General features: G+C 34.4%; 22 protein-coding genes and 5 tRNA genes. 26 read left to right on the top strand and 1 reads right to left on the bottom strand.

Annotated elements, in window-relative coordinates:
- Positions 1 to 15 precede the first annotated feature (15 nt).
- From D9R05_RS10485 to D9R05_RS10590, 22 genes are all read left to right on the top strand, one after another.
- Positions 16 to 246, top strand: coding sequence for a PspC domain-containing protein (locus tag D9R05_RS10485; protein WP_121667177.1), 231 nt, complete (start codon positions 16 to 18; stop codon positions 244 to 246).
- A gap of 131 nt (positions 247 to 377) precedes the next feature.
- Positions 378 to 2,474, top strand: a complete 2,097-nt coding sequence (locus D9R05_RS10490) for an amino acid carrier protein (protein WP_121667178.1) — start codon at positions 378 to 380, stop codon at positions 2,472 to 2,474.
- 11 nt (positions 2,475 to 2,485) lie between these two features.
- The gene (locus D9R05_RS10495; protein WP_121667179.1) at positions 2,486 to 3,361 is read left to right on the top strand and encodes a ComEA family DNA-binding protein; all 876 of its coding nucleotides are present in this window, start codon (positions 2,486 to 2,488) and stop codon (positions 3,359 to 3,361) included.
- A gap of 49 nt (positions 3,362 to 3,410) precedes the next feature.
- Positions 3,411 to 4,580: an acyl-CoA dehydrogenase family protein gene (locus D9R05_RS10500; RefSeq protein WP_121667180.1), complete on the top strand. Its 1,170-nt coding sequence runs from the start codon at positions 3,411 to 3,413 to the stop codon at positions 4,578 to 4,580.
- Positions 4,581 to 4,737: 157 nt separating this feature from the next.
- Complete coding sequence (rpsU, locus tag D9R05_RS10505; protein ID WP_121667216.1) at positions 4,738 to 4,932, top strand: 30S ribosomal protein S21; 195 nt, start codon at positions 4,738 to 4,740, stop codon at positions 4,930 to 4,932.
- Between the two features lie 72 nt (positions 4,933 to 5,004).
- A complete protein-coding gene (locus tag D9R05_RS10510) occupies positions 5,005 to 5,892 on the top strand; it encodes a tyrosine-type recombinase/integrase (RefSeq protein ID WP_121667181.1) in 888 nt (295 codons plus the stop codon).
- 35 nt (positions 5,893 to 5,927) lie between these two features.
- Complete coding sequence (hpf, locus tag D9R05_RS10515; protein ID WP_121667182.1) at positions 5,928 to 6,230, top strand: ribosome hibernation-promoting factor, HPF/YfiA family; 303 nt, start codon at positions 5,928 to 5,930, stop codon at positions 6,228 to 6,230.
- A 115-nt stretch (positions 6,231 to 6,345) separates the two neighbouring features.
- Positions 6,346 to 6,419: transfer RNA gene (locus tag D9R05_RS10520), tRNA-Thr, on the top strand.
- 44 nt (positions 6,420 to 6,463) lie between these two features.
- A tRNA-Tyr gene (locus D9R05_RS10525) sits at positions 6,464 to 6,546 on the top strand.
- A 46-nt stretch (positions 6,547 to 6,592) separates the two neighbouring features.
- Positions 6,593 to 6,665 (top strand) — tRNA-Gly (locus D9R05_RS10530).
- Positions 6,666 to 6,700: 35 nt separating this feature from the next.
- Positions 6,701 to 6,772, top strand: a tRNA-Thr gene (locus tag D9R05_RS10535).
- A 118-nt stretch (positions 6,773 to 6,890) separates the two neighbouring features.
- On the top strand, positions 6,891 to 8,078 hold the full coding sequence (gene tuf, locus D9R05_RS10540) for an elongation factor Tu (protein ID WP_121667183.1): 1,188 nt from the start codon (positions 6,891 to 6,893) through the stop codon (positions 8,076 to 8,078).
- A gap of 69 nt (positions 8,079 to 8,147) precedes the next feature.
- A tRNA-Trp gene (locus D9R05_RS10545) sits at positions 8,148 to 8,220 on the top strand.
- Between the two features lie 16 nt (positions 8,221 to 8,236).
- Complete coding sequence (secE, locus tag D9R05_RS10550; protein WP_121667184.1) at positions 8,237 to 8,434, top strand: preprotein translocase subunit SecE; 198 nt, start codon at positions 8,237 to 8,239, stop codon at positions 8,432 to 8,434.
- Positions 8,435 to 8,446: 12 nt separating this feature from the next.
- The gene (gene nusG, locus D9R05_RS10555; protein ID WP_121667185.1) at positions 8,447 to 8,998 is read left to right on the top strand and encodes a transcription termination/antitermination protein NusG; all 552 of its coding nucleotides are present in this window, start codon (positions 8,447 to 8,449) and stop codon (positions 8,996 to 8,998) included.
- 75 nt (positions 8,999 to 9,073) lie between these two features.
- Positions 9,074 to 9,511 (top strand): 50S ribosomal protein L11, encoded by a 438-nt coding sequence (gene rplK / locus D9R05_RS10560; protein WP_121667186.1) that lies wholly within the window; start codon positions 9,074 to 9,076, stop codon positions 9,509 to 9,511.
- 18 nt (positions 9,512 to 9,529) lie between these two features.
- The gene (gene rplA / locus D9R05_RS10565; protein WP_121667187.1) at positions 9,530 to 10,228 is read left to right on the top strand and encodes a 50S ribosomal protein L1; all 699 of its coding nucleotides are present in this window, start codon (positions 9,530 to 9,532) and stop codon (positions 10,226 to 10,228) included.
- 10 nt (positions 10,229 to 10,238) lie between these two features.
- A complete protein-coding gene (gene rplJ / locus D9R05_RS10570; RefSeq protein WP_121667188.1) occupies positions 10,239 to 10,760 on the top strand; it encodes a 50S ribosomal protein L10 in 522 nt (173 codons plus the stop codon).
- Positions 10,761 to 10,819: 59 nt separating this feature from the next.
- Positions 10,820 to 11,197, top strand: a complete 378-nt coding sequence (rplL, locus tag D9R05_RS10575) for a 50S ribosomal protein L7/L12 (protein ID WP_121667189.1) — start codon at positions 10,820 to 10,822, stop codon at positions 11,195 to 11,197.
- 171 nt (positions 11,198 to 11,368) lie between these two features.
- A complete protein-coding gene (rpoB, locus tag D9R05_RS10580; protein WP_121667190.1) occupies positions 11,369 to 15,181 on the top strand; it encodes a DNA-directed RNA polymerase subunit beta in 3,813 nt (1,270 codons plus the stop codon).
- Positions 15,182 to 15,260: 79 nt separating this feature from the next.
- Positions 15,261 to 19,562 carry a DNA-directed RNA polymerase subunit beta' gene (rpoC, locus tag D9R05_RS10585; RefSeq protein WP_121667217.1) on the top strand — a complete coding sequence of 1,434 codons (4,302 nt, stop codon included), beginning with the start codon at positions 15,261 to 15,263 and terminating at the stop codon, positions 19,560 to 19,562.
- Between the two features lie 81 nt (positions 19,563 to 19,643).
- Positions 19,644 to 19,958 (top strand): DUF3467 domain-containing protein, encoded by a 315-nt coding sequence (locus D9R05_RS10590; protein WP_121667191.1) that lies wholly within the window; start codon positions 19,644 to 19,646, stop codon positions 19,956 to 19,958.
- A 74-nt stretch (positions 19,959 to 20,032) separates the two neighbouring features.
- On the opposite strand, the gene D9R05_RS10595 is transcribed toward D9R05_RS10590, so the two are convergent.
- Positions 20,033 to 21,619, bottom strand: coding sequence for a peptide chain release factor 3 (locus tag D9R05_RS10595; protein WP_121667192.1), 1,587 nt, complete (start codon positions 21,617 to 21,619; stop codon positions 20,033 to 20,035).
- A 124-nt stretch (positions 21,620 to 21,743) separates the two neighbouring features.
- On the opposite strand from D9R05_RS10595, the gene idi reads away from it, so the two are divergent.
- The 4 genes from idi to D9R05_RS10615 all read left to right on the top strand — a co-directional run bounded on the left by idi (position 21,744) and on the right by D9R05_RS10615 (position 23,495).
- Positions 21,744 to 22,256 carry an isopentenyl-diphosphate Delta-isomerase gene (idi, locus tag D9R05_RS10600; RefSeq protein WP_121667193.1) on the top strand — a complete coding sequence of 171 codons (513 nt, stop codon included), beginning with the start codon at positions 21,744 to 21,746 and terminating at the stop codon, positions 22,254 to 22,256.
- A 2-nt stretch (positions 22,257 to 22,258) separates the two neighbouring features.
- Entirely contained in the window at positions 22,259 to 22,672 is a 414-nt protein-coding gene (locus D9R05_RS10605) for a 6-pyruvoyl trahydropterin synthase family protein (RefSeq protein WP_121667194.1), read from the top strand.
- A 1-nt stretch (position 22,673) separates the two neighbouring features.
- Positions 22,674 to 23,135, top strand: coding sequence for a peroxiredoxin (locus D9R05_RS10610; protein WP_121667195.1), 462 nt, complete (start codon positions 22,674 to 22,676; stop codon positions 23,133 to 23,135).
- A gap of 93 nt (positions 23,136 to 23,228) precedes the next feature.
- Positions 23,229 to 23,495: a hypothetical protein gene (locus D9R05_RS10615; RefSeq protein WP_121667196.1), complete on the top strand. Its 267-nt coding sequence runs from the start codon at positions 23,229 to 23,231 to the stop codon at positions 23,493 to 23,495.
- Positions 23,496 to 23,548 lie beyond the last annotated feature (53 nt).

Consider the following 23,548-nt stretch of genomic DNA (forward strand, 5'->3'; position numbering starts at 1 on the left):
AAGTAAATTTGCAGTATGCAAAAAATAATTTATAGGCTTCGCTATTATTTTGAACGGAACGGATTTTATGTAAGTTCCCGTTTTGCAGATCGTTTAGGGATGCGTGTAAAAAGTGTTCGTTTATTTTTTATTTACTTATCTTTTGCTACGCTAGGGATAGGTTTTGCTTTCTATTTAACCTTAGCTTTTTGGCTTAGACTAAAAGATTTAGTGTATACAAAACGAACTTCTGTTTTTGATTTGTAGAAATTAATTCACTAACTTTTTAACATCTCCTTCACATTTTAACCTAGAAACCTTTGAAAAAGACCATTTTTTTAAGATATTGGCGTTTCAATTAATTTTAACATTAAATTAAATAAAAATAACGATATCTTATGAGAAAGTATTTACTTTCAACTTTACTTGTTCTAGGAGCAGTAATTGGTCTGTATGGTCAAGAAAATAATAAGCAATTAGAGGTTGAGGCAGAACTAGGAAATCCATCAAGTATAATAAATGATGGATTTATTGATTTAAACGTAACTGGCGGAGTGCCTCCTTATACTTACAAATGGACTAATCAAAAAACTTCTTTAAAATCTAACAAAGCAATTGGACTTGTTGAAGGTATCGATTATGATGTTGTTATTACAGATGCTGAACAAAACACGATAACTAAATCTTACCGTGTAAAAGCAGAATCAATCACTGAAAATTTTAATGGTTTCTTTACACCGGTTGTTGGAAATATGGCCGCTATTTTATTTTGGGATCCATTTGCAGCAATTGGTCTTTACGATCCTGTTGTTTATGCTGAAGAAAAGCAAGTGCCAATTCCTGAATGGACCGCACAAACAGAAAGTGTTTCTACATTAAAAACATGGTTAAAACCTGAAGGGGCAAAAGTAAAAAAGGGCGACAGAATTGCTGTTGTTTCTAAAGATAATGGAGAAGAAGTTGAAGTTTTAGCCCTAGCTGGAGGAGAATTAAAGCATTTGGTAAAAGAAGGAAACGAAATTTTTGATCCAAATAATACGGAGGATGTTATTCAGCAAGGAGCACACTACTTGGCTCAAATTAAATATGAAACCCCGGTACCGTTAACACATCCTAACGGAGATATTAAAAAGAATGCAATTCCATTTATTGTAGTATGGTTAATTTTAGGAGCTGCTTTTTTCACTATAAGAATGGGCTTTATTAACCTTCGCGGATTTAGACACTCTCTAGATTTAGCAAAAGGGAAATATGACGATCCTAATGCACCTGGTAAAATTACTCACTTTCAAGCATTATCTACTGCTGTTTCAGCAACCGTAGGCTTGGGTAATATTGCAGGAGTTGCAGTAGCTGTTTCTTTAGGTGGAGCAGGTGCAACGTTTTGGATGATTGTTGCCGGTTTATTAGGAATGTCATCAAAATTTGTAGAATGTACTTTAGGAGTTAAATATCGTTTTATAGACGCTGAAGGAAGAATTTTTGGTGGACCAATGAATTATTTACGCTATGGTTTAGAGAAGCGTAATATGAAAGGTTTAGGTAAGTTTTTAGCTGGATTTTTTGCTATTCTGGGTGTAGGTGCATCTTTTGGAGGAGGAAATATGTTCCAAGCAAATCAATCTTTTGAGATCTTATCGGGTCAATTTCCTATGTTAGACGGAAATGGCTTTTTATTCGGTTGTGTTGTAGCAATATTGGTAGGTGTTGTAATTATTGGCGGTATTGATAGTATTGCAAAAGTTACCGGAAAAGTAGTTCCGTTTATGGCAATCGTTTATGTAATAGGTTCATTAACAGTAATTGGTTTTAATATAGAAAATATAGGTCCTGCTTTTTCTGCGATCATTGACGGAGCTTTTTCTCCAAATGCATTAAAAGGAGGTATTTTAGGTGTTTTAGTTGTTGGTTTTCAAAGAGCAGCTTTCTCTAATGAAGCAGGAGTTGGTTCTGCCGCTATAGCGCACAGTGCAGCAAAAACAAATCACCCGCCATCTGAAGGTTTTGTGGCTTTGTTAGAGCCTTTTATTGATACCGTGGTGGTTTGTACACTTACCGCATTAGTATTAATTTTTACCGGAATGCACGAAGTTGACGGTATTGGAGGTGTTGAATTAACTTCTCAAGCATTTGCAAGTGTAATTTCTTGGTTCCCTTATGTGTTAGCGGCGGCAGTATTTTTGTTTGCTTTTTCAACAATGATTTCTTGGTCTTATTATGGAATGAGAGCTTGGACATATCTTTTCGGAAAGAGTAAAAAATCTGAAGTGATCTATAAAGTAATCTTCTGCATCTTTGTAGTTGTAGGGGCTTCCATTAGTCTTGGTGCCGTATTAGATTTTTCAGATATGATGATTCTTGCAATGTCATTCCCTAATATTATTGGACTTTACATTATGTCTGGTGAAGTGAAAAAAGACCTTAATGAGTATTTCAAGAAATTAAAAGAAGGGAAATTATTTAAAAAAGATAATCCTATAAAAGAAGCTTCCTAAAAATAAACTTTATGAATTATAAAAAATCCCATTTCGTTTACAACAGAAGTCAACGAAATGGGATTTTTCTTTTAATAATAATTATAGTTGCTCTTTTAGGAGGCATGTTTTATGTAAATAATTCAAGTGAGAATTTTACAGAAATAAATAAAACCGAAGAAGAAAAATTTTATCAAAAATATATTGATTCGCTGAAAAAAATAAAGGATAAAAAATCTTCAACTTTTAAAATTTATCCATTTAATCCAAATTTTATAACCGATTATAAAGGTTATACTTTAGGAATGACGCCAGAACAAATTGATAGATTGCATCAGTTTAGATCTAACGAAAAATGGATTAATTCAAAGGCAGACTTTCAGCGAGTAACAAAAGTTTCAGATTCATTATTAAAAGAAATCTCTCCTTACTTTAAATTTCCAGATTGGGTTGTAGAGCAAAGAAAAAGCAAACAAAAATCATTATCAACTAAGCTTTCTTTTGCTCAGAAGAAGGACTTAAATGTTGCTACAGCTAAAGATTTGGAAGCAATTAATGGGATTGGAGAAACCTTTGCGTTAAGAATTATAAGGTATAGAAATAAATTAGGAGGTTTTGTAGATAATATTCAACTAAAAGATGTTTATGGAATTCCTTTTGAAACTGAAGAAAAATTATTAAATAAGTTTACGGTAAAAACACCAAAAGCAATAAAAAGAAAAAATATAAATACAGCTTCAATAATAGATCTTTCGGAAATTGTTTATTTTAATTATGAGTTGGCAAGAGAAATTATTAATTATAGACTTTTAAACGAAGGAATTGATACTTTTGAGGAATTAGCAAAAATAGATGACTTTCCTAGCCATAAAATAGAAAGAATAAAATTATATTTGCGGATAGACTAAAAATTGAGCAATTTTCAGTTTTTAAAAATAATAGCTTAATACAAAATAAATGAACAGCATGTATTTTACAGAAGAGCACGAGCTTTTTAGAAAAAGCCTTCAGGAATTTCTTCAGAAAGAAGTCGTTCCACATATAGAAGAATGGGAGAAGACAGGAACAATAGAACGTTTTATTTGGGAAAAATTTGGAGAAATGGGCTATTTTGGCCTTAACTCTCCAGAAGAATATGGAGGTTTAGATCTTGATATTTTTTATACAATAATATTTCTAGAAGAATTACAGAAAATAAATTCTGGTGGATTTGCAGCAGCCATGTGGGCGCACGCTTATTTAGCAATGACACACATCAATAAAGAAGGAGATCATAGAATTAAAGAAGAATATTTGACTCCAAGTATCGCTGGTGAAAAAATAGGCTGTCTTTGTATTACAGAACCATTTGGTGGTTCTGATGTAGCAGGAATGAAAACTACTGCCGTTAAAAAAGGCGATAAATATATTATTAATGGCTCTAAAACTTTTATAACTAATGGAGTTTATGCAGATTACTTGGTAGTAGCTGCTAAAACAAATCCTGAATTAGGAAATAAAGGGATGAGTATTTTTGTATTAGATCGTGATATGAAAGGAATTTCGGCAACTAAATTAAATAAATTGGGTTGGCGAGCTTCAGATACAGCAGAATTAGCTTTTACTGATGTAGAAGTTCCTGCTGAAAATTTAATGGGTGAAGAAGGAAAAGGTTTCCCATACATAATGCAGCATTTTGCGTTAGAGCGATTAATTATGGGAGTAAATGCACACGCTAGAGCAGAACATGCTTTAGATTATGCACTTTCTTATATGGCAGATCGTACAGCATTTGGAAAATCAATAGATAAATTCCAGGCATTACGTCATAAAGTAGCAGATATAGCTAGCGAAGTAGAAATGTGTAAAGAATTTAATTATTCTATTGCAAAGCGTTTAAATGAAGGAGAATACGTAGTGAAGGAAGCGAGTATGTCTAAATTGATGTCAACTAAAATTGCTGATCAAGCTATTTACGATTGTTTACAATTTTTAGGCGGTTACGGTTATATGGAAGATTATCCCTTAGCACGTATGCTTCGTGATAGCCGTTTAGGACCAATTGGAGGAGGAACCTCTGAAATTTTAAGAGAAATTATCGCTAAAATGATAATCGACAAGAAGGAATATAAACCAGCAGCAAAGTAATTTTTTTAAAGCTAATAATTTAAAAGACTCGTTTTTATAATATATTGAAAACGAGTCTTTTTTGTAAGCTAAAAAAAATGAATTGATTTGTTGCAAATTTCAAAATTAGAATTAATTTTGCCGCCTGCAATTGCAAAAGAAAGGAGGTGATGAAAACATGTTAATCATACCAGTAAAAGACGGAGAAAATATAGAAAGAGCATTAAAGCGTTTTAAGCGAAAGTTTGATCGCACAAAAACTATGCGTCATCTACGTGATCGTCAAACATTTACGAAGCCTTCTGTAGCAAAAAGAGCACAAGTTCAAAAAGCACAGTACATACAGCGTTTAAGAGATCAGGATAATATTTAAAAATGCTATTGTAGAATTTATAAAACTGTTGATCGATAAAGTTTAGTAACTTTGTTAGTCAACAGTTTTTTTATGGATTTTTCTCAATACACAGATTACCTTCGGTTAGAAAAAAAATATTCAGAACATACGCTCATAGCTTATGAGAAAGATCTAAAACTCTTTTCAGATTTTGTTGAAGAAGAATTTCAACTAAAAACACTAACAGCAGTTAGTTATAGCATAATTCGTAGTTGGATTATCGCTTTAGCTGAACAAAATATAGCAAACCGAAGCATTAATAGAAAAATAGCTTCGCTAAAAAGTTATTATAAGTTTTTATTGAAAACACATCAAATAAAACAATCTCCTTTAGCAACACATAAAGCTTTAAAAACAGAAAAAAAAGTGCAAGTACCTTTTTCAGTTAAAGAGCTAGAGGAAGGCTTAGCGCTTTTTACGGGCAATAATTTTGTTGATCTCCGTAATAAACTAATAATTGAGTTACTTTATACCACAGGAATGCGGCGAGCAGAATTAATAAATATAAAAATACAAAACATCTCCTTCGCAACACAAACCATCAAAATTTTAGGAAAACGAAATAAAGAGCGTATCCTTCCATTGCTAAATTCGGTAATAAAAACTATAGAGGCTTATTTAGAAAAAAGAGATTTACTCAATAAAATTGAAGATGAAACGTTATTATTAGTAACAGAAAAGGGTGATAAAATTTATGAAACACTTGTTTACCGAATTATAAATAATTATTTTAGTAGGGTATCAACAAAAACAAAAAGAAGCCCACATATAATTCGGCATAGTTTTGCTACGCATTTGTTGAACGAAGGCGCTAATTTAAATGATGTAAAAGAACTTTTGGGGCATGCAACTTTAGCCTCAACACAAGTTTATACACACAATAGCATGGCGGCATTAAGTAAGGTATATAAAAAATCACACCCTAGAAATAAGAAATAAACCAAAACCCGAATATTAACCAAATACTAAAACACATGAAAGTAAATGTTCAATCCGTAAATTTTAATGCAGATCAAAAACTGATTAACTTTATAGAAAATAAACTAGGCAAACTGGAAAATTACTTTGACAAAATTATTTATGCTGATGTTTACTTAAAATTGGAAAATACGACCGAACCAAAAAATAAAATAACAGAAATTTTATTAAGTGTTCCAGGAGATGAAATGGTCGTAAAAAAAAACCATAAAAAATTTGAAGAAGGTGTAGATGAGGGAGTTAATACTTTAAAAAGACAGTTAAAGAAACGAAAAGAAAAGATAAGAGCTTATGCTTAAAAAAACTTTTTTTAAAAAAAGTTGAAAAAGTTTTTGCAGAAAACATAAACAGTCTTATATTTGCAGTCCGTTAGCGATAACGGGCTTTTTTTTAGTGAAAAGTTGAACTAAAAAAGCCGATGTAGCTCAGCTGGCTAGAGCAGCTGATTTGTAATCAGCAGGTCGTGGGTTCGAGTCCCTCCATCGGCTCTGTTCTATGAAATTTTGATTTGATTGCTTCGGTAATCAAGTTTGGGGAGATACTCAAGCGGCCAACGAGGGCAGACTGTAAATCTGCTGTCTTTCGACTTCGCAGGTTCGAATCCTGCTCTCCCCACTAATGTTGCTTTTTTAATGTAAATTTAAAGAGCGTAAATAATAATGCGGGAGTAGCTCAGTTGGTAGAGCGTCAGCCTTCCAAGCTGAATGTCGCCGGTTCGAACCCGGTCTCCCGCTCTTTAAAAATTCTCGAGGAGAATTAACGGTTTTACGCCGACGTAGCTCAGGGGTAGAGCGTTTCCTTGGTAAGGAAGAGGTCACGAGTTCAATTCTCGTCGTTGGCTCTAGATGGGTGATTTCGTTAGGGGTATTTTTTAAAACCTAGCTCTCTTGAGCTTTAGGTTTTTTGTATTGAATAAAATTGAACACTAATATATAACTAAGATTAAATAAGTATTAATTATGGCAAAGGAAACTTATGATCGTTCCAAACCGCACTTGAATATTGGTACGATTGGACACGTAGATCACGGAAAAACGACTTTAACTGCAGCGATTACGAAAGTGATGGCTGATGCTGGATATTCTGAAGCTAGTGCATTTGATCAAATTGATAATGCTCCTGAAGAAAAAGAAAGAGGTATTACTATTAACTCTTCACACGTAGAGTATCAAACTGCAAATCGTCACTATGCGCACGTTGACTGTCCAGGTCACGCCGATTATGTGAAGAACATGGTAACTGGTGCTGCTCAGATGGACGGTGCTATTCTTGTTGTTGCTGCAACAGATGGTCCAATGCCGCAAACTCGTGAGCACATCTTATTAGGTCGTCAGGTAGGTATTCCTAGAATTGTTACTTTCTTGAATAAAGTTGATTTAGTAGATGATGAGGAATTATTAGAGCTTGTTGAGATGGAAGTAAGAGATTTGCTTTCTTTCTATGAGTATGATGGAGATAATGCTCCTGTGATTTCTGGATCTGCTTTAGGTGCTTTAGAAGGTGAGGAGAAATGGGCTAAGACTGTTTTAGATCTTATGGAAGCTGTAGATGAGTGGATTGAATTGCCTCAACGTGATGTTGATAAGGATTTCTTGATGCCAATTGAAGATGTATTCTCTATTACTGGTCGTGGTACTGTTGCAACTGGTCGTATTGAAACAGGTGTGGCTAACACTGGAGATCCTGTGGAAATTATCGGAATGGGAGCTGAAAAATTAACTTCTACTATTACTGGAGTTGAGATGTTCCGTAAGATTCTTGATAGAGGAGAGGCTGGAGATAATGTAGGTATTTTGTTAAGAGGTATTGAAAAGGCTCAAATTTCAAGAGGTATGGTGATCTGTAAGCCAGGTTCTGTAACTCCTCACGCTAAATTTAAAGCAGAGGTTTATATCTTGAAAAAAGAAGAAGGTGGACGTCATACTCCATTCCATAACAATTACCGTCCTCAGTTCTACGTTCGTACAACTGATGTTACAGGAACAATTAACCTTCCTGATGGAGTTGAGATGGTAATGCCTGGAGATAACTTGACAATTACTGTGGAGCTTATCCAGACAATTGCAATGAATGTAGGTCTTCGTTTTGCTATCCGTGAAGGAGGTAGAACAGTAGGAGCTGGTCAGGTAACTGAAATTTTAGACTAAATAAGTTAGTCAATTAGATATATCTAAGTTAAGGTGTTCCGTGAAAGCGGAATACCTTGACTTGTATTTACGGGTTTAGCTCAGTTGGTAGAGCACTGGTCTCCAAAACCAGGTGTCGGGAGTTCGAGCCTCTCAACCCGTGCAAACATAGAATAACAATGGCAGGAATTGTAAATTATATATCTCAATCATACGATGAATTAAAAAACCATGTAACTTGGCCTTCATTTGCCGAAGCGCAACGTTTGTCAGTATTGGTTTTAGTTTTTTCGGTGATCTTTGCCTTAGCGATCTGGGGAGTAGATACTGTTTTCGGTGAATTAGTCGAAGAGTATTTCAAATGGGTGAAATCCTAAAATTAGCGGAGAATGGCTGAAGATAAATTGAAGAAATGGTATGTTGTTCGTTCAGTAAGCGGGCAAGAGAATAAGATTAAAGATTATATAGAAAAAGAAATTGCTCATCAAGGTCTTGAAGATTATGTTGAGCAAATTTTGGTTCCTACTGAGAAAGTAATTCAGGTTCGTAACGGAAAAAAAATCAATAAAGAGCGTGTTTATTTTCCTGGTTATGTAATGGTTAAGGCTAATCTTGGCGGAGAAATACCTCATATAATTAAAGGTATTAATGGTGTAATAGGCTTCTTAGGTGAAACAAAAGGAGGGGATCCTGTTCCTTTAAGAAAGTCTGAGGTTAATAGAATGTTAGGGAAGGTTGATGAGTTGGCTGTTAAGGAAGATAACATTGCGATCCCTTATACTGTTGGAGAGACTATTAAGGTGATTGATGGTCCGTTTAACGGATTTAATGGAACGATAGAAAAAGTAAACGAAGAGAAACGTAAGCTTGAAGTTATGGTTAAGATTTTCGGAAGAAAAACACCTTTAGAGCTTAGTTATATGCAAGTTGAAAAAGTTTAAGTTGTTACGCTTATATAATTAGAATTATTCTTAATGCTTCCACTTTTAAAAATAATTCAAATTTAAAATTAGAAAATGGCAAAAGAAGTAAGTAAGGTTGTAAAACTACAAGTACGCGGAGGTGCAGCTAATCCTTCACCACCAGTTGGACCTGCTTTGGGTGCTGCCGGAGTTAATATCATGGAATTCTGTAAGCAATTCAATGGTCGTACTCAGGATAAAGCAGGAAAAGTATTACCGGTTGCAATTACAGTTTATAAAGATAAGTCTTTTGACTTTGTTATTAAGACTCCACCAGCAGCCGTACAAATATTAGAAGCAGCTAAAACAAAGAAAGGATCAGGTGAGCCTAACCGTAAGAAAATAGCTAGTATTTCTTGGGATCAAGTGAAAGCTATTGCCGAAGATAAAATGCAAGACTTAAATGCATTTACTGTAGAATCAGCTATGAAAATGGTTGCAGGTACAGCTCGTTCAATGGGAGTAACTATCAAAGGTGATGCACCGTTTTAATCCAAAAAGAAATTAAAAATGGCAAAGTTGACAAAAAAGCAGAAAGAAGTTCAGGCAAAAGTAGATAATTCTAAATTATATACAGTTGCAGAAGCTTCAGCTTTAGTAAAAGATATATCTAACGTAAATTTTGATCCTTCAGTTGATTTAGCGGTACGTTTAAATGTAGATCCTAGAAAGGCTAACCAAATGGTTAGAGGTGTTGTAACACTTCCTCATGGAACTGGTAAAGACGTTAAAGTTTTAGCTTTGGTTACACCAGATAAAGAACAAGAAGCTAAAGATGCGGGAGCTGATTATGTTGGTTTAGATGAGTACCTTGAGAAAATTAAAGGAGGTTGGACAGATGTTGATGTGATTATTACCATGCCAAGCGTTATGGGTAAATTAGGTCCTTTGGGTCGTATTTTAGGTCCAAGAGGTTTAATGCCAAACCCAAAAACCGGTACGGTAACAATGGATATTGCAAAGGCTGTATCTGATGTGAAAGCCGGTAAAATTGACTTTAAAGTTGATAAAACAGGAATTGTACACGCTGCAATTGGTAAAGCATCATTTGATTCTGAAAAGATCGCAGGTAATGCAAGAGAATTATTAACTACGCTGGTAAAGTTGAAGCCTCAGGCTGCCAAAGGTATTTACATAAAGAGTATACATATGTCTAGTACCATGAGCCCGAGTGTGGCAATTGACACTAAAAAGTTTACTGAGCAATAATTAAATTATTATGACAAGAGAAGAAAAATCACAAGTAATAAAGGATTTAACTGCCCAGTTAGCTGACACTTCAACGATATATTTAGCAGATATTTCAGGGTTAGATGCTGGAACAACTTCAAATTTAAGAAGAGCTTGTTTTAAAGCTAATGTGAAGTTATCGGTAGTTAAAAATACATTGTTAGCTAAAGCAATGGAAGCCGCTGAAAAAGATTTTGGTGAGTTACCATCTACTTTAAAAGGCAATACATCTATAATGATTGCTGAAACTGGAAATGCGCCAGCAAAAGTAATCAAAGAGTTTAGAAAGAAAAATGAGAAGCCTGTTCTTAAAGGTGCTTTTATTGATGAAGCAATTTATGTTGGAGATGAGTATTTAGAATCATTATCTAATATTAAATCAAAAGAAGAGGTTATCGGAGATATTATTGGATTATTACAATCACCGACTAAAAATGTTATTTCAGCACTTAAGTCAGGTGGAAGTAAACTTTCTGGTATATTGAAGACACTTTCTGAAAAAGAAGCATAAATTACGTACGCACTTTTTAACAATTATAAATTAAATTACACATTTTAAAACGATAGAAAATGGCAGATTTAAAAGATTTCGCAGAACAATTAGTTAACTTAACAGTAAAAGAAGTTAATGAGTTAGCTGATATTTTAAAAGAAGAATATGGTATAGAGCCTGCAGCTGCTGCAGTAGCTGTTGCTGGTGGCGGTGCTGCTGGTGGAGGTGAAGAAGCTGAAGAGCAAACTGAATTTGATGTAATTCTTAAAGCTCCAGGTGGTTCTAAGTTAGCAGTTGTAAAACTTGTTAAAGAACTTACAGGTCTTGGACTTAAAGATGCTAAAGGATTAGTAGATGGTGCACCTGCTCCAGTAAAAGAAGGTGTAGCAAAAGACGAAGCTGAAGCACTTAAATCACAGTTAGAAGAAGCAGGAGCTGAGGTTGAGCTTAAGTAAGCTTACCAAGCAATATTATTTAGGTTTAGACCTCAGGAAATGCTCCTGAAGGTCTAAACCATTTTGCGTATTTATGCGCAACGTGTACTTTACACAACATATTTATAAGTTAATTATGCTTTCAAAACCCTGGTCTTGCAGCGTTTTGAAAACCTCAAATTCCGTCCATAGATGTTAGAAACGCAAACTGAAAGATTGAATTTCTCTTCTGTAAAGAACAGACCTGATTATCCGGATTTTCTTGATATCCAGATAAAATCATTTCAGGATTTCTTTCAATTAGAAACCAAATCAGAAGAAAGGGGAAATGAAGGACTTTACAATACCTTCAAAGAGAATTTCCCGATTACGGACACCCGTAACCAATTCGTATTAGAGTTTTTAGATTATTTTGTTGATCCTCCACGTTATTCTATTCAAGAATGTATTGAGCGAGGATTGACCTATAGTGTGCCGCTTAAAGCTAGATTAAAGCTTTATTGTACAGATCCAGAACACGAAGATTTTGAAACTATTGTTCAGGATGTTTATTTGGGGACAATTCCTTATATGACTCCAAGTGGTACTTTTTGTATTAATGGCGCAGAACGCGTAGTGGTTTCACAGTTGCACCGTTCTCCTGGAGTTTTCTTTGGACAATCGTTCCACGCTAATGGAACAAAATTATACTCTGCCCGAGTTATTCCTTTTAAAGGATCTTGGATAGAATTTGCAACCGATATTAATAGCGTTATGTACGCTTATATCGATCGTAAGAAAAAATTACCGGTAACTACACTTTTCCGTGCAATCGGTTTTGAAAGAGATAAAGATATTCTTGAAATTTTTGACCTTGCAGAGGAAGTGAAAGTTTCAAAATCTGGTCTTAAAAAAGTATTGGGACGTAAGTTAGCTGCGCGTGTGCTTAATACTTGGTATGAAGATTTTGTAGATGAAGATACAGGAGAAGTAGTTTCTATTGAGCGTAATGAAATCGTTCTTGATCGTGATACTGAATTAGAAAAGGATCATATTGAGGAAATTTTAGAAACCGGAACAAAAACAATTCTTCTTCATAAAGAAGATAATTCTACGGGTGATTATGCTATTATTCATAACACTTTACAAAAAGATCCTACTAATTCTGAAAAAGAAGCAGTAGAACATATATACAGACAATTACGTAACGCAGAACCGCCAGATGAGGAAACTGCTAGAGGAATAATTGATAAATTATTCTTCTCAGATCAACGTTATAACTTAGGAGAAGTTGGTCGTTACCGAATGAATAAAAAACTAGGTCTTAATATCGAAATGGATAAGCAGGTGCTTACCAAACAAGATATTATCACCATTATAAAATATTTAATTGAGCTGATTAATTCTAAAGCTGAGATCGACGATATTGATCATTTATCTAATCGTCGTGTAAGAACAGTTGGTGAACAATTATCTCAACAATTTGGTGTAGGTCTTGCTCGTATGGCAAGAACAATTCGTGAGCGTATGAATGTACGTGATAACGAAGTGTTTACACCAATTGATTTAATTAATGCAAAAACACTTTCTTCTGTAATTAATTCATTTTTTGGGACTAACCAATTGTCTCAATTTATGGATCAAACCAATCCACTTGCGGAAATCACGCATAAGCGTCGTCTTTCTGCTTTAGGACCAGGAGGTCTATCAAGAGAAAGAGCAGGTTTTGAAGTTCGTGATGTTCACTATACACACTACGGAAGACTTTGTCCTATTGAAACACCTGAAGGTCCAAACATTGGGTTAATTTCTTCACTTTCTGTTTATGCGAAAGTAAACGGAATGGGCTTTATCGAAACACCTTATCGTAAAGTTGAAGATGGGAAATTAGATATAGAGAATGAACCAGTTTATTTCTCTGCTGAAGAGGAAGAAGGAAAATTAATTGCACAAGCCAATATTCCATCTAAGGATGATGGAACAATTGACACGGATAAAGTTATTGCAAGAATGGAAGGTGACTTCCCGGTAGTAGATCCTAAAGAAGTTCATTTTACTGATGTAGCACCAAACCAGATTTCTTCAATTTCCGCTTCATTAATTCCATTTTTGGAACATGATGATGCGAACCGTGCGTTGATGGGATCAAATATGATGCGTCAGGCAGTACCTTTATTACGTGTAGATTCTCCAATTGTTGGAACAGGTCTAGAACGTCAAGTTGCTTCTGATTCTCGAGTGTTAATGAATGCTGAAGGAGACGGAACAGTAGAATATGTAGATGCAAGACAAATTACCATTAAGTATGACCGTACTGATGAAGAAAGAATGGTAAGTTTCGATTCAGATTCTAAAACCTATGATCTTATTAAGTTCAGAAAAACCAACCAAGGTACTTCTGTAAACTTAAAACCAATCGTTCGTGTAGGAGATCGTGTTAAAAAAGGACAAGTACTTTGTCAAGGTTATGCAACTGAAGCCGGAGAATTAGCTCTAGGACGAAATATGAAAGTTGCTTTTATGCCTTGGAAAGGATATAACTTTGAGGATGCAATTGTAATTTCGGAAAAAGTCGTACGTGAAGATATATTTACTTCTATCCACATTGATGAATATTCACTAGAAGTTAGAGATACCAAATTAGGTAATGAAGAACTGACTAATGATATTCCTAATGTTTCTGAAGATGCTACTAAAGATCTTGACGAACACGGAATGATTAGAATAGGAGCAGAGGTAAAACCTGGAGATATTTTAATTGGAAAGATTACACCTAAAGGAGAATCGGATCCAACTCCAGAAGAAAAATTACTTCGTGCAATTTTTGGTGATAAAGCCGGAGACGTTAAAGATGCTTCTTTAAAAGCCTCACCATCTCTAGAAGGTGTTGTAATTAATAAAAAGTTATTTGCAAGAGCAATTAAAGATAAGCGTAAACGTGCTCAAGATAAAGAAGAGATTGCAAATTTAGAAGATAAATACCGAGTGAAGTTTGAGGCTTTAAAATCGGAATTAATCGATAAGCTTTTTGCAATTATTGGAGGTAAAACTGCTCAAGGCGTTAAAAATGATTTAGGGGAAGATGTTTTACCAAAGGGTAAAAAATATACCTTAAAAATGTTAAATTCTGTTGATGATTACACGCACCTTACACAGGGAACTTGGACAACGGATGATCATTTAAATGCACTCGTAGCAGATTTAATTCACAACTATAAAATTAAAGAAAACGATCTTCAAGGTAATTTACGAAGAGAGAAATTTACAATTACTGTAGGAGATGAGCTTCCATCTGGAATTATAAAATTAGCAAAAGTTTATATTGCTAAAAAGCGTAAACTTAAAGTTGGTGATAAGATGGCAGGGCGTCACGGTAACAAAGGTATTGTTGCTCGTATTGTACGTCAAGAAGATATGCCATTCTTAGAAGATGGAACTCCTGTTGATATCGTATTAAATCCACTTGGGGTACCATCGCGTATGAATATTGGTCAGATTTATGAGACTGTTTTAGGTTGGGCTGGTCAAAAATTAGGTAAAAAATATGCGACTCCAATTTTTGATGGAGCTACAATTGATCAAATTAATGATCTAACTGATGAAGCTGGAATTCCAAGATATGGACACACTTATTTATATGATGGAGGAACAGGAGATCAATTTGATCAACCAGCAACTGTTGGTGTGATTTATATGCTGAAATTAGGACACATGATTGAAGATAAAATGCACGCGCGTTCTATCGGTCCTTATTCACTAATTACACAACAACCATTAGGAGGTAAAGCACAGTTTGGAGGTCAGCGTTTTGGTGAGATGGAAGTTTGGGCATTAGAAGCCTATGGAGCTTCTGCGACACTTCGTGAAATCTTAACTGTAAAATCTGATGACGTAATCGGTAGAGCAAAAACATATGAGTCTATCGTTAAAGGAGAACCAATGCCAGAACCTGGTTTACCAGAATCTTTCAATGTGTTAATGCACGAGTTGAAAGGACTTGGATTGGATATAAGACTTGAGGAGTAATAACGTTGCCTTCGGTTTTTACAAACCGAAGGCAATAGTTATCGCATAATTATTGAATAATTCTTTAGTACCATTTATTATGGCAAGAAATAATGATAAGAATACACAAAAGAGATTTAACCAAATCTCTATTGGCTTAGCTTCACCAGAGTCGATTTTGGCTGAATCGAGAGGGGAAGTATTAAAGCCAGAAACTATTAATTACCGTACCCACAAACCAGAACGTGACGGGCTGTTTTGTGAGCGTATTTTTGGTCCTGTAAAAGACTATGAATGTGCTTGCGGTAAATATAAAAGAATTCGCTACAAAGGTATTGTTTGTGACCGTTGTGGTGTAGAAGTAACCGAAAAGAAAGTACGTAGAGACCGTGTTGGGCACATCAATTTAGTTGTTCCTGTAGCTCATATTTGGTATTTTCGTTCGTTACCAAATAAAATTGGTTACTTATTAGGAATACCTTCTAAAAAATTAGATATGATTATTTACTACGAACGTTACGTAGTAATTCAAGCGGGTATTGCAAAAGATGAAGAAGGAGAGCCATTAAAGAAAATGGACTTCTTAACAGAAGAAGAGTATTTAAATGTATTAGATAGTCTTCCTCAAGAAAATATGTATTTAGAAGATTCAGATCCTAACAAGTTTATTGCTAAAATGGGAGCTGAATGCTTAATTGAAATTTTAAATCGATTAGATTTAGATGAGCTTTCTTATGAATTAAGACATAAAGCAAATAACGAAACTTCTAAGCAACGTAAAACTGAAGCTTTAAAACGTCTTCAGGTTGTTGAAGCTTTCCGTGATTCTAATAAAGAACGAGAAAATAAACCATCTTGGATGATTATGAAAGTAGTTCCGGTTATACCACCAGAATTACGTCCATTAGTTCCATTAGATGGAGGTCGTTTTGCAACATCAGATTTAAATGACCTTTACAGACGTGTAATTATTAGAAATAATCGTCTTAAAAGATTAATGGAGATTAAAGCTCCTGAAGTAATTTTACGTAACGAAAAACGTATGCTTCAAGAGTCGGTAGATTCATTATTTGATAATACTAGAAAATCTTCAGCAGTAAAAACTGACTCTAATCGTCCGTTAAAATCTCTTTCTGATTCGTTAAAAGGAAAGCAAGGACGTTTCCGTCAAAACTTACTAGGTAAACGTGTAGATTATTCAGCACGTTCAGTAATTGTTGTTGGACCTGAGATGAAATTGTTCGAATGTGGTATTCCAAAGAATATGGCAGCCGAACTTTACAAACCTTTTGTTATTAGAAAATTAATAGAAAGAGGGATTGTAAAAACAGTAAAATCTGCAAAGAAAATAATTGATAAAAAAGAGCCGGTAGTTTGGGATATTTTGGAAAATGTTCTTAAAGGACATCCAATTTTATTAAACCGTGCTCCTACGCTTCACCGTTTAGGAATTCAAGCTTTTCAACCAAAATTAATTGAAGGAAAAGCAATTCAGTTACACCCATTGGTTTGTACAGCATTTAACGCCGATTTTGATGGTGATCAAATGGCGGTTCACTTACCTTTAGGGCCAGAAGCTATTTTAGAAGCACAATTATTAATGTTGGCTTCACATAATATTTTAAATCCTGCAAACGGTTCGCCGGTAACGGTACCTTCTCAGGATATGGTTCTTGGTCTATATTATATGACCAAAGAACGTAAGTCTACTCCTGAAAAGCCAATGAAGGGAGAAGGCTTGACTTTTTATTCTTTTGAAGAAGTTAATATAGCTTACAATGAGAAAAAAGTTGACTTAAATGCCTCTATTAAAGTAAGAGCTAAAGATTTTAATGAAGATGGTGAATTAGTTTACCAGATTATTGAAACTACCGTTGGACGTGTTTTATTTAATGAAGAAGTTCCTGAACAAGCAGGATATATCAATGAAGTATTGACGAAAAAGACGTTGAGAGATATCATTGGTAGAATCTTAAAGGTAACAAGTGTACCGGAAACGGGAGAATTCTTAGATAAAATTAAGAGTTTAGGTTACGGTTTTGCATTTAGAGGTGGACTTTCGTTCTCATTAGGAGATATTATTATCCCTCAAGAGAAATACGAAATGATTGATGAGGCAAACGGTCAAGTTGAAGGTATTATGGCTAACTATAATATGGGTCTTATTACCAATAACGAGCGTTATAATCAAGTTATTGATATCTGGACAGCGACAAATGCTAACCTTACAGAATTAGCAATGAAACGTATTCGAGAAGATCAACAAGGGTTTAACTCTGTGTATATGATGCTTGACTCTGGAGCACGTGGATCTAAAGAACAGATTCGTCAGTTAACCGGAATGCGTGGATTAATGGCGAAACCTAAAAAGTCTAATTCTGGTGGAGGAGAAATTATTGAAAATCCAATTCTTTCTAACTTTAAAGAAGGACTTTCAATTCTTGAGTACTTTATTTCAACTCACGGTGCGCGTAAAGGTCTTGCCGATACCGCATTAAAAACTGCCGATGCAGGTTACTTAACACGTCGTTTAGTTGATGTTTCTCAAGATGTAATTGTAGGAGAAGAGGACTGTGGAACATTACGTGGAATAGAAATAAAGGCTTTAAAGAAAAACGAAGAAGAAGTTGAATCTTTAGGGGAACGTATTGTAGGGCGTACTGCTTTAAATGATATTGTAGATCCAATTACACAAGAAGTAATTGCTTTAGCAGGAGATGAAATTGATGAAGAGATTGTATCCAAAGTAGAAAACTCTGCTTTAGATGCAGTTGAAGTTCGTTCTGCATTAAGCTGTGAAGCTAAGAAAGGAATTTGTGTTAAATGTTATGGTAGAAATCTTGCTACCGGAAAAACGGTTCAAAAAGGAGAAGCTGTTGGTGTTGTAGCCGCACAATCCATTGGAGAGCCTGGTACGCAGTTAACGCTTCGTACATTCCACGTGGGAGGTATTGCCGGAAACATTTCAGAAGAAAATAAAGTGATTACCAAGTTTGATGGTATTGCAGAGATTGACGATTTAAAAACTGTAAAAGGTGAAAATTCAGAAGGAGAAGAAGCAGAAATAGTTATCTCTAGAACTTCAGAAATAAAAATCGTAGATCCTAAAACAGGAATTGTATTGAGTAACAATGTTATTCCTTATGGAGCGCAATTATTTGTTAAACCTGGAGATAAAATTAAAGAAGGTACAACTGTTTGTCAGTGGGATCCGTATAATGGTGTGATCATTTCTGAATTTGCTGGAAAAATCAAGTTCGAAAATATTGAGCAAGGAGTTACTTACCAAGTAGAGACTGATGAACAAACCGGTTTCCAAGAAAAGGTAATTTCTGAATCTAGAAATAAGAAAAAGATTCCGACTTTATTAATTATGGGTAAAGGAGACGAAGTAATACGTTCGTATAACTTACCGGTTGGAGCTCACTTAATGGTAGACGATAACGAAAAAATTAAGATTGGTAAGATTTTAGTGAAAATTCCTCGTAAATCATCTAAAGCCGGAGATATTACCGGAGGTCTTCCGCGTGTAACCGAATTATTTGAAGCACGTAATCCTTCAAATCCAGCTGTAGTAAGTGAAATTGATGGAGTTGTTTCTTTCGGAAAAATTAAACGTGGTAACCGTGAAATTATCGTAGAATCTAAATTAGGAGAGGTTAAAAAGTATTTAGTAAAACTTTCAAACCAAATCTTAGTTCAGGAAAACGATTATGTTCGTGCTGGAATGCCACTTTCTGACGGATCTATTACACCAGAGGATATCTTAAATATTAAAGGACCAAGTGCGGTTCAGCAATATTTAGTAAATGAAGTTCAGGAAGTATATCGTTTACAAGGGGTGAAAATTAACGATAAGCATTTTGAGGTAGTTGTACGTCAAATGATGCGTAAAGTTAAAATTCAAGATCCGGGTGATACAATCTTCTTAGAGAATCAATTAGTTCATAAATCAGATTTCATCGAAGAAAATGATGATATCTTTGGAATGAAAGTAATTGAAGATGCTGGAGATAGTGAGAACTTGAAGGCAGGTAAAATTGTTACAGCTCGTGAGTTGAGAGATGAAAACTCTATTTTACGTAGAGAAGATAAAGTTCTTGCTACGGCAAGAGATGCTCAACCCGCAACAGCAACACCTATTTTACAAGGTATTACAAGAGCATCGCTTCAAACCAAGTCATTTATCTCTGCTGCTTCCTTCCAGGAAACAACTAAGGTTCTTAACGAAGCTGCGGTTAGTGGAAAAATTGATACCTTAGAAGGTTTAAAAGAAAATGTTATTGTTGGACATAAAATCCCTGCAGGAACAGGTATGCGTGAATACGATAATATTATTGTAGGTTCTAAGGAAGAGTTTGATAAAATGACCGAAGAAAAACAAGAGGTTAATTTTAATTAATCCTTAAATAAATAAACGCTGTGGTCTTTCCACAGCGTTTTTTAATTATGGCAAATTTGATTTGCTTTAAATGAAACAATTATGAGTGAAGAAAAAAAATCTAAACAAAAGCAACTAAATATAGAATTAGATGAAAGTACTGCGCAAGGAGAATATAGTAACCTTGCTATTATCAATCATTCTGCATCAGAATTTGTAGTTGACTTTGTAAATATTATGCCGGGTGCTCCTAAAAGCAAAGTAAAATCTAGAATTATTTTAACGCCCCAGCACGCAAAGCGTTTGCTAAAAGCTCTGGGTGGAAATATTCATAAATTTGAACAGGCTCACGGAGAAATTAAAGATTATGATAAGCCTAATATGCCTTTAAATTTTGGTCCAACCGGACAGGCATAAATTTAAAAATACAGTATAAAAAATCCGAAGTTTTTTAGCTTCGGATTTTTTTTATTCATAATATTTAGCCCAAATTAAAATTCTGATGTAAAATGGAATTTTATACTCGGGTATTTTTGCTGTGTCATTTGCAATGAAAATTGAGAATCGGCTAAAAAGACTAGTTGTCCACGTTTGTCTTTTGCTAGAAATTTCGCTTTTACACGTTTAAAATCTTTAAATTCTTCACTTTTTTCATCTTCTGGTTCTATCCAACAGGCTTTATGAACATTTAAATTTTCGTAGGTACATTTTGCACCATATTCGTGTTCTAATCGGTATTGAATTACTTCATATTGTAAAGCCCCAACGGTTCCGATTATTTTACGATTATTCAATTCCAGTCGAAATAATTGCGCTACACCTTCATCCATCAATTGATCGATTCCTTTTTCCAATTGTTTAGATTTCATTGGATCAGCATTGTTGATGTATCTAAAATGTTCGGGTGAAAAACTTGGAATTCCGCGGTAATTAATTTCTTCACCTTCGGTTAAAGTATCACCAATTTTAAAATTTCCGGTGTCATGCAAACCAACAATATCGCCGGGATAAGAAACATCTACAATTTCTTTCTTTTCAGCAAAAAAAGCGTTCGGACTGCTAAATCTTAATTTTTTATTATGACGCACGTGTAAATACGGTACATTTCGTTCAAATTTCCCCGATACAATTTTTACGAATGCTAAACGATCGCGGTGCTTAGGATCCATATTAGCGTGAATTTTAAACACAAATCCGGTAAATTTTTCTTCTGTCGGTTGTACAGTTCGTTCTTCACTTTCTTTAGGAAGTGGAGTAGGAGCAATGCTTACAAAGCAATCTAGCAATTCGCGAACGCCAAAATTATTTAAGGCAGAACCAAAAAATACGGGTTGCAAATGTCCTTCTTTATAGGCTTTCTGATCGAATTCCGGATAAACGCCTTGTGCCAATTCTACTTCTTCCCGTAAATTATTAGCTGCATCAGAACCAATTAATTCATCTAAATCTGGCGTGTTTAAATCAGTAATTTCAATAGTTTCTTCAATATCTTTTCGCGGATCACCCGTAAAAAGATTTACGTTTTGTTCCCAAATATTGTAAATTCCTTTAAAATCATATCCCATTCCAATTGGATAGCTTAACGGCGTAACTTTAAGATTTAGTTTTTGTTCAATTTCATCTAATAGATCAAATGCATCTTTTCCTTCCCGATCTAATTTATTGATAAAAACAATCATCGGGATGTTTCGCATTCTACAAACTTCAACTAATTTTTCAGTTTGTTCCTCAACACCCTTAGCAACATCAATAACCACAATCACACTATCAACAGCTGTTAACGTTCTAAAAGTATCTTCAGCAAAATCCTTGTGACCGGGCGTGTCTAAAATATTTATTTTTATGTCTTTATATTCAAAACCAAGAACAGAAGTAGCTACAGAAATACCACGTTGGCGTTCAATTTCCATAAAATCACTCGTAGCTCCTTTTTTAACTTTATTAGATTTAACAGCGCCTGCTTCTTGAATAGCACCTCCAAATAATAATAATTTTTCTGTCAAAGTTGTTTTTCCGGCATCGGGGTGAGAAACAATACCGAAGGTTCTTCTTTTGTTTATTTCGTCTTTCAATTTCATTTTGCAAATGTATTCTTTTTAAGAGCTTGTTCAAAGTTTTCAAGTTGAAGTCTCTACAGAAATTTTATAGGATGTGTGCTTTAATTTCTAGCTAATACCTCCCTTTTTTGTACTTTTGATTTCTATGAAAGAAAAAGTTATTCTTGTTAATGAAAAAGATGAGCAAATTGGCTTGATGGAAAAGATTGAAGCCCACGAAAAAGCTTTGCTCCACCGTGCATTTTCTGTATTTGTTTATAATGAAAAAGGCGAAATGATGTTGCAACAACGTGCTTTGGGCAAATATCATTCTCCGGGTTTATGGACCAATACTTGTTGTAGCCATCAACGTGAAAATGAATCTAATATTGAAGCCGGCAAAAGACGCTTGATGGAAGAAATGGGTTTTACGACAGATTTAGAAGAAACCATTTCGTTTATTTATAAAGCTCCTTTTGAAAATGGTTTAAGTGAACATGAATTTGACTATATTTTAGTGGGTAATTTTGAAGATGATCCTAAGCCAAACCCTGATGAAGTTGCCGATTGGAAATGGATGCACCCGGAAGAGGTAAAAAAAGATCTTGAAGAAAATCCGGATAATTATACAGCTTGGTTTAAAATTATTTTTGATAGACATTACCAGACAATTTCCTAAATATGGCTAAAAAAGTAACGGTTCATAGAAAGGCTCATTTTAATGCGGCACACCGTTTGTATAGAAAAGATTGGGATGATAATAAAAATAAAGCCGTTTTTGGGAAATGTAGCAATCCAAATTTTCACGGTCATAATTACGAGCTGATTGTTTCGGTTACTGGAGAAATTGATCCAGAAACCGGTTTTGTGATAGATATGAAGTTTTTAAAAGAATTAATTGCTGATGAAATTGAAACAGCTTTTGATCATAAAAACTTAAATATAGAAGTTGAAGCTTTTAAAAATCTCAATCCTACAGCTGAAAATATTTCGGTTGTAATTTGGGAAAAATTAAGAAAAAAATTGGATTCAGGATTAGCCTTAGAAATTACTTTATACGAAACCCCAAGAAATTTTGTAACCTATAGCGGATAATATGAAATTAGAAGTTGGAGATAGAATACCGAGTTTTACTTTAACAGATCATCATGGAAACATTTTTAAATCTGACCTAAGGCTGGGAGAAAAAATATGGGTAATTTATTTTTATCCTAAAAACTTTACACCCGGCTGCACAAAAGAAGCATGTAGTTTTAGAGATCATTATAAAGAGTTTCAGAGATTAGGTGCAGAGGTAATTGGTATTAGTTCAGATTCGGTAGAATCTCACCAAAAATTTAGTGAAAAATATGATTTACCGTTTACATTTCTTTCAGATCCTACAGAAGATATCCGTCAGAAATTTGGAGTAAAAGGACATTTGTTAGGGATAATTCCTGGTAGAGATACTTTTGTTATTGATAAAGACGGTATTGTTCAATTTAAGTTTCATAACTTGAGTTCTGCGGAACATATGCAAAAAGCATTAGATAAAGTTAAGGAACTGCAAGCTGAATAAAGGTCTAATTTATTTCTATTAATACTTTTATTTTTTAGCATTTACTACTAAATTTTGGTGTAATTTTGCGGCATAAATTTTAGTAGTAAAACTATGGCAAGTATTAAGCATTTAAAAAGAGATTTAAATTATGTAATGGGCGATATTATTGAAGCCGCTTACATTCATCAGATGGCAAATCCCAAAGCCGATCCTAAGACTATTGATCAGATTGTAGATGAAGCAGTAGTTACTTATGATGAAATGATTGTTAAAATTAACGATCGTTCTCAAGAAAATAGAGGGCAATATCTTAAGCAAGTAAATAAAGAGTTAGAGCAAAAAGCAACTACTTTAATTGAAAAGTTGAATACGCTTTAAGAAATCGACAATGATTTTATAAACCCATAGAATTTCTATGGGTTTTTTTATGT

The organism is Mesonia aquimarina (genome assembly GCF_003667275.1).
GTDB lineage: Bacteria > Bacteroidota > Bacteroidia > Flavobacteriales > Flavobacteriaceae > Mesonia > Mesonia aquimarina.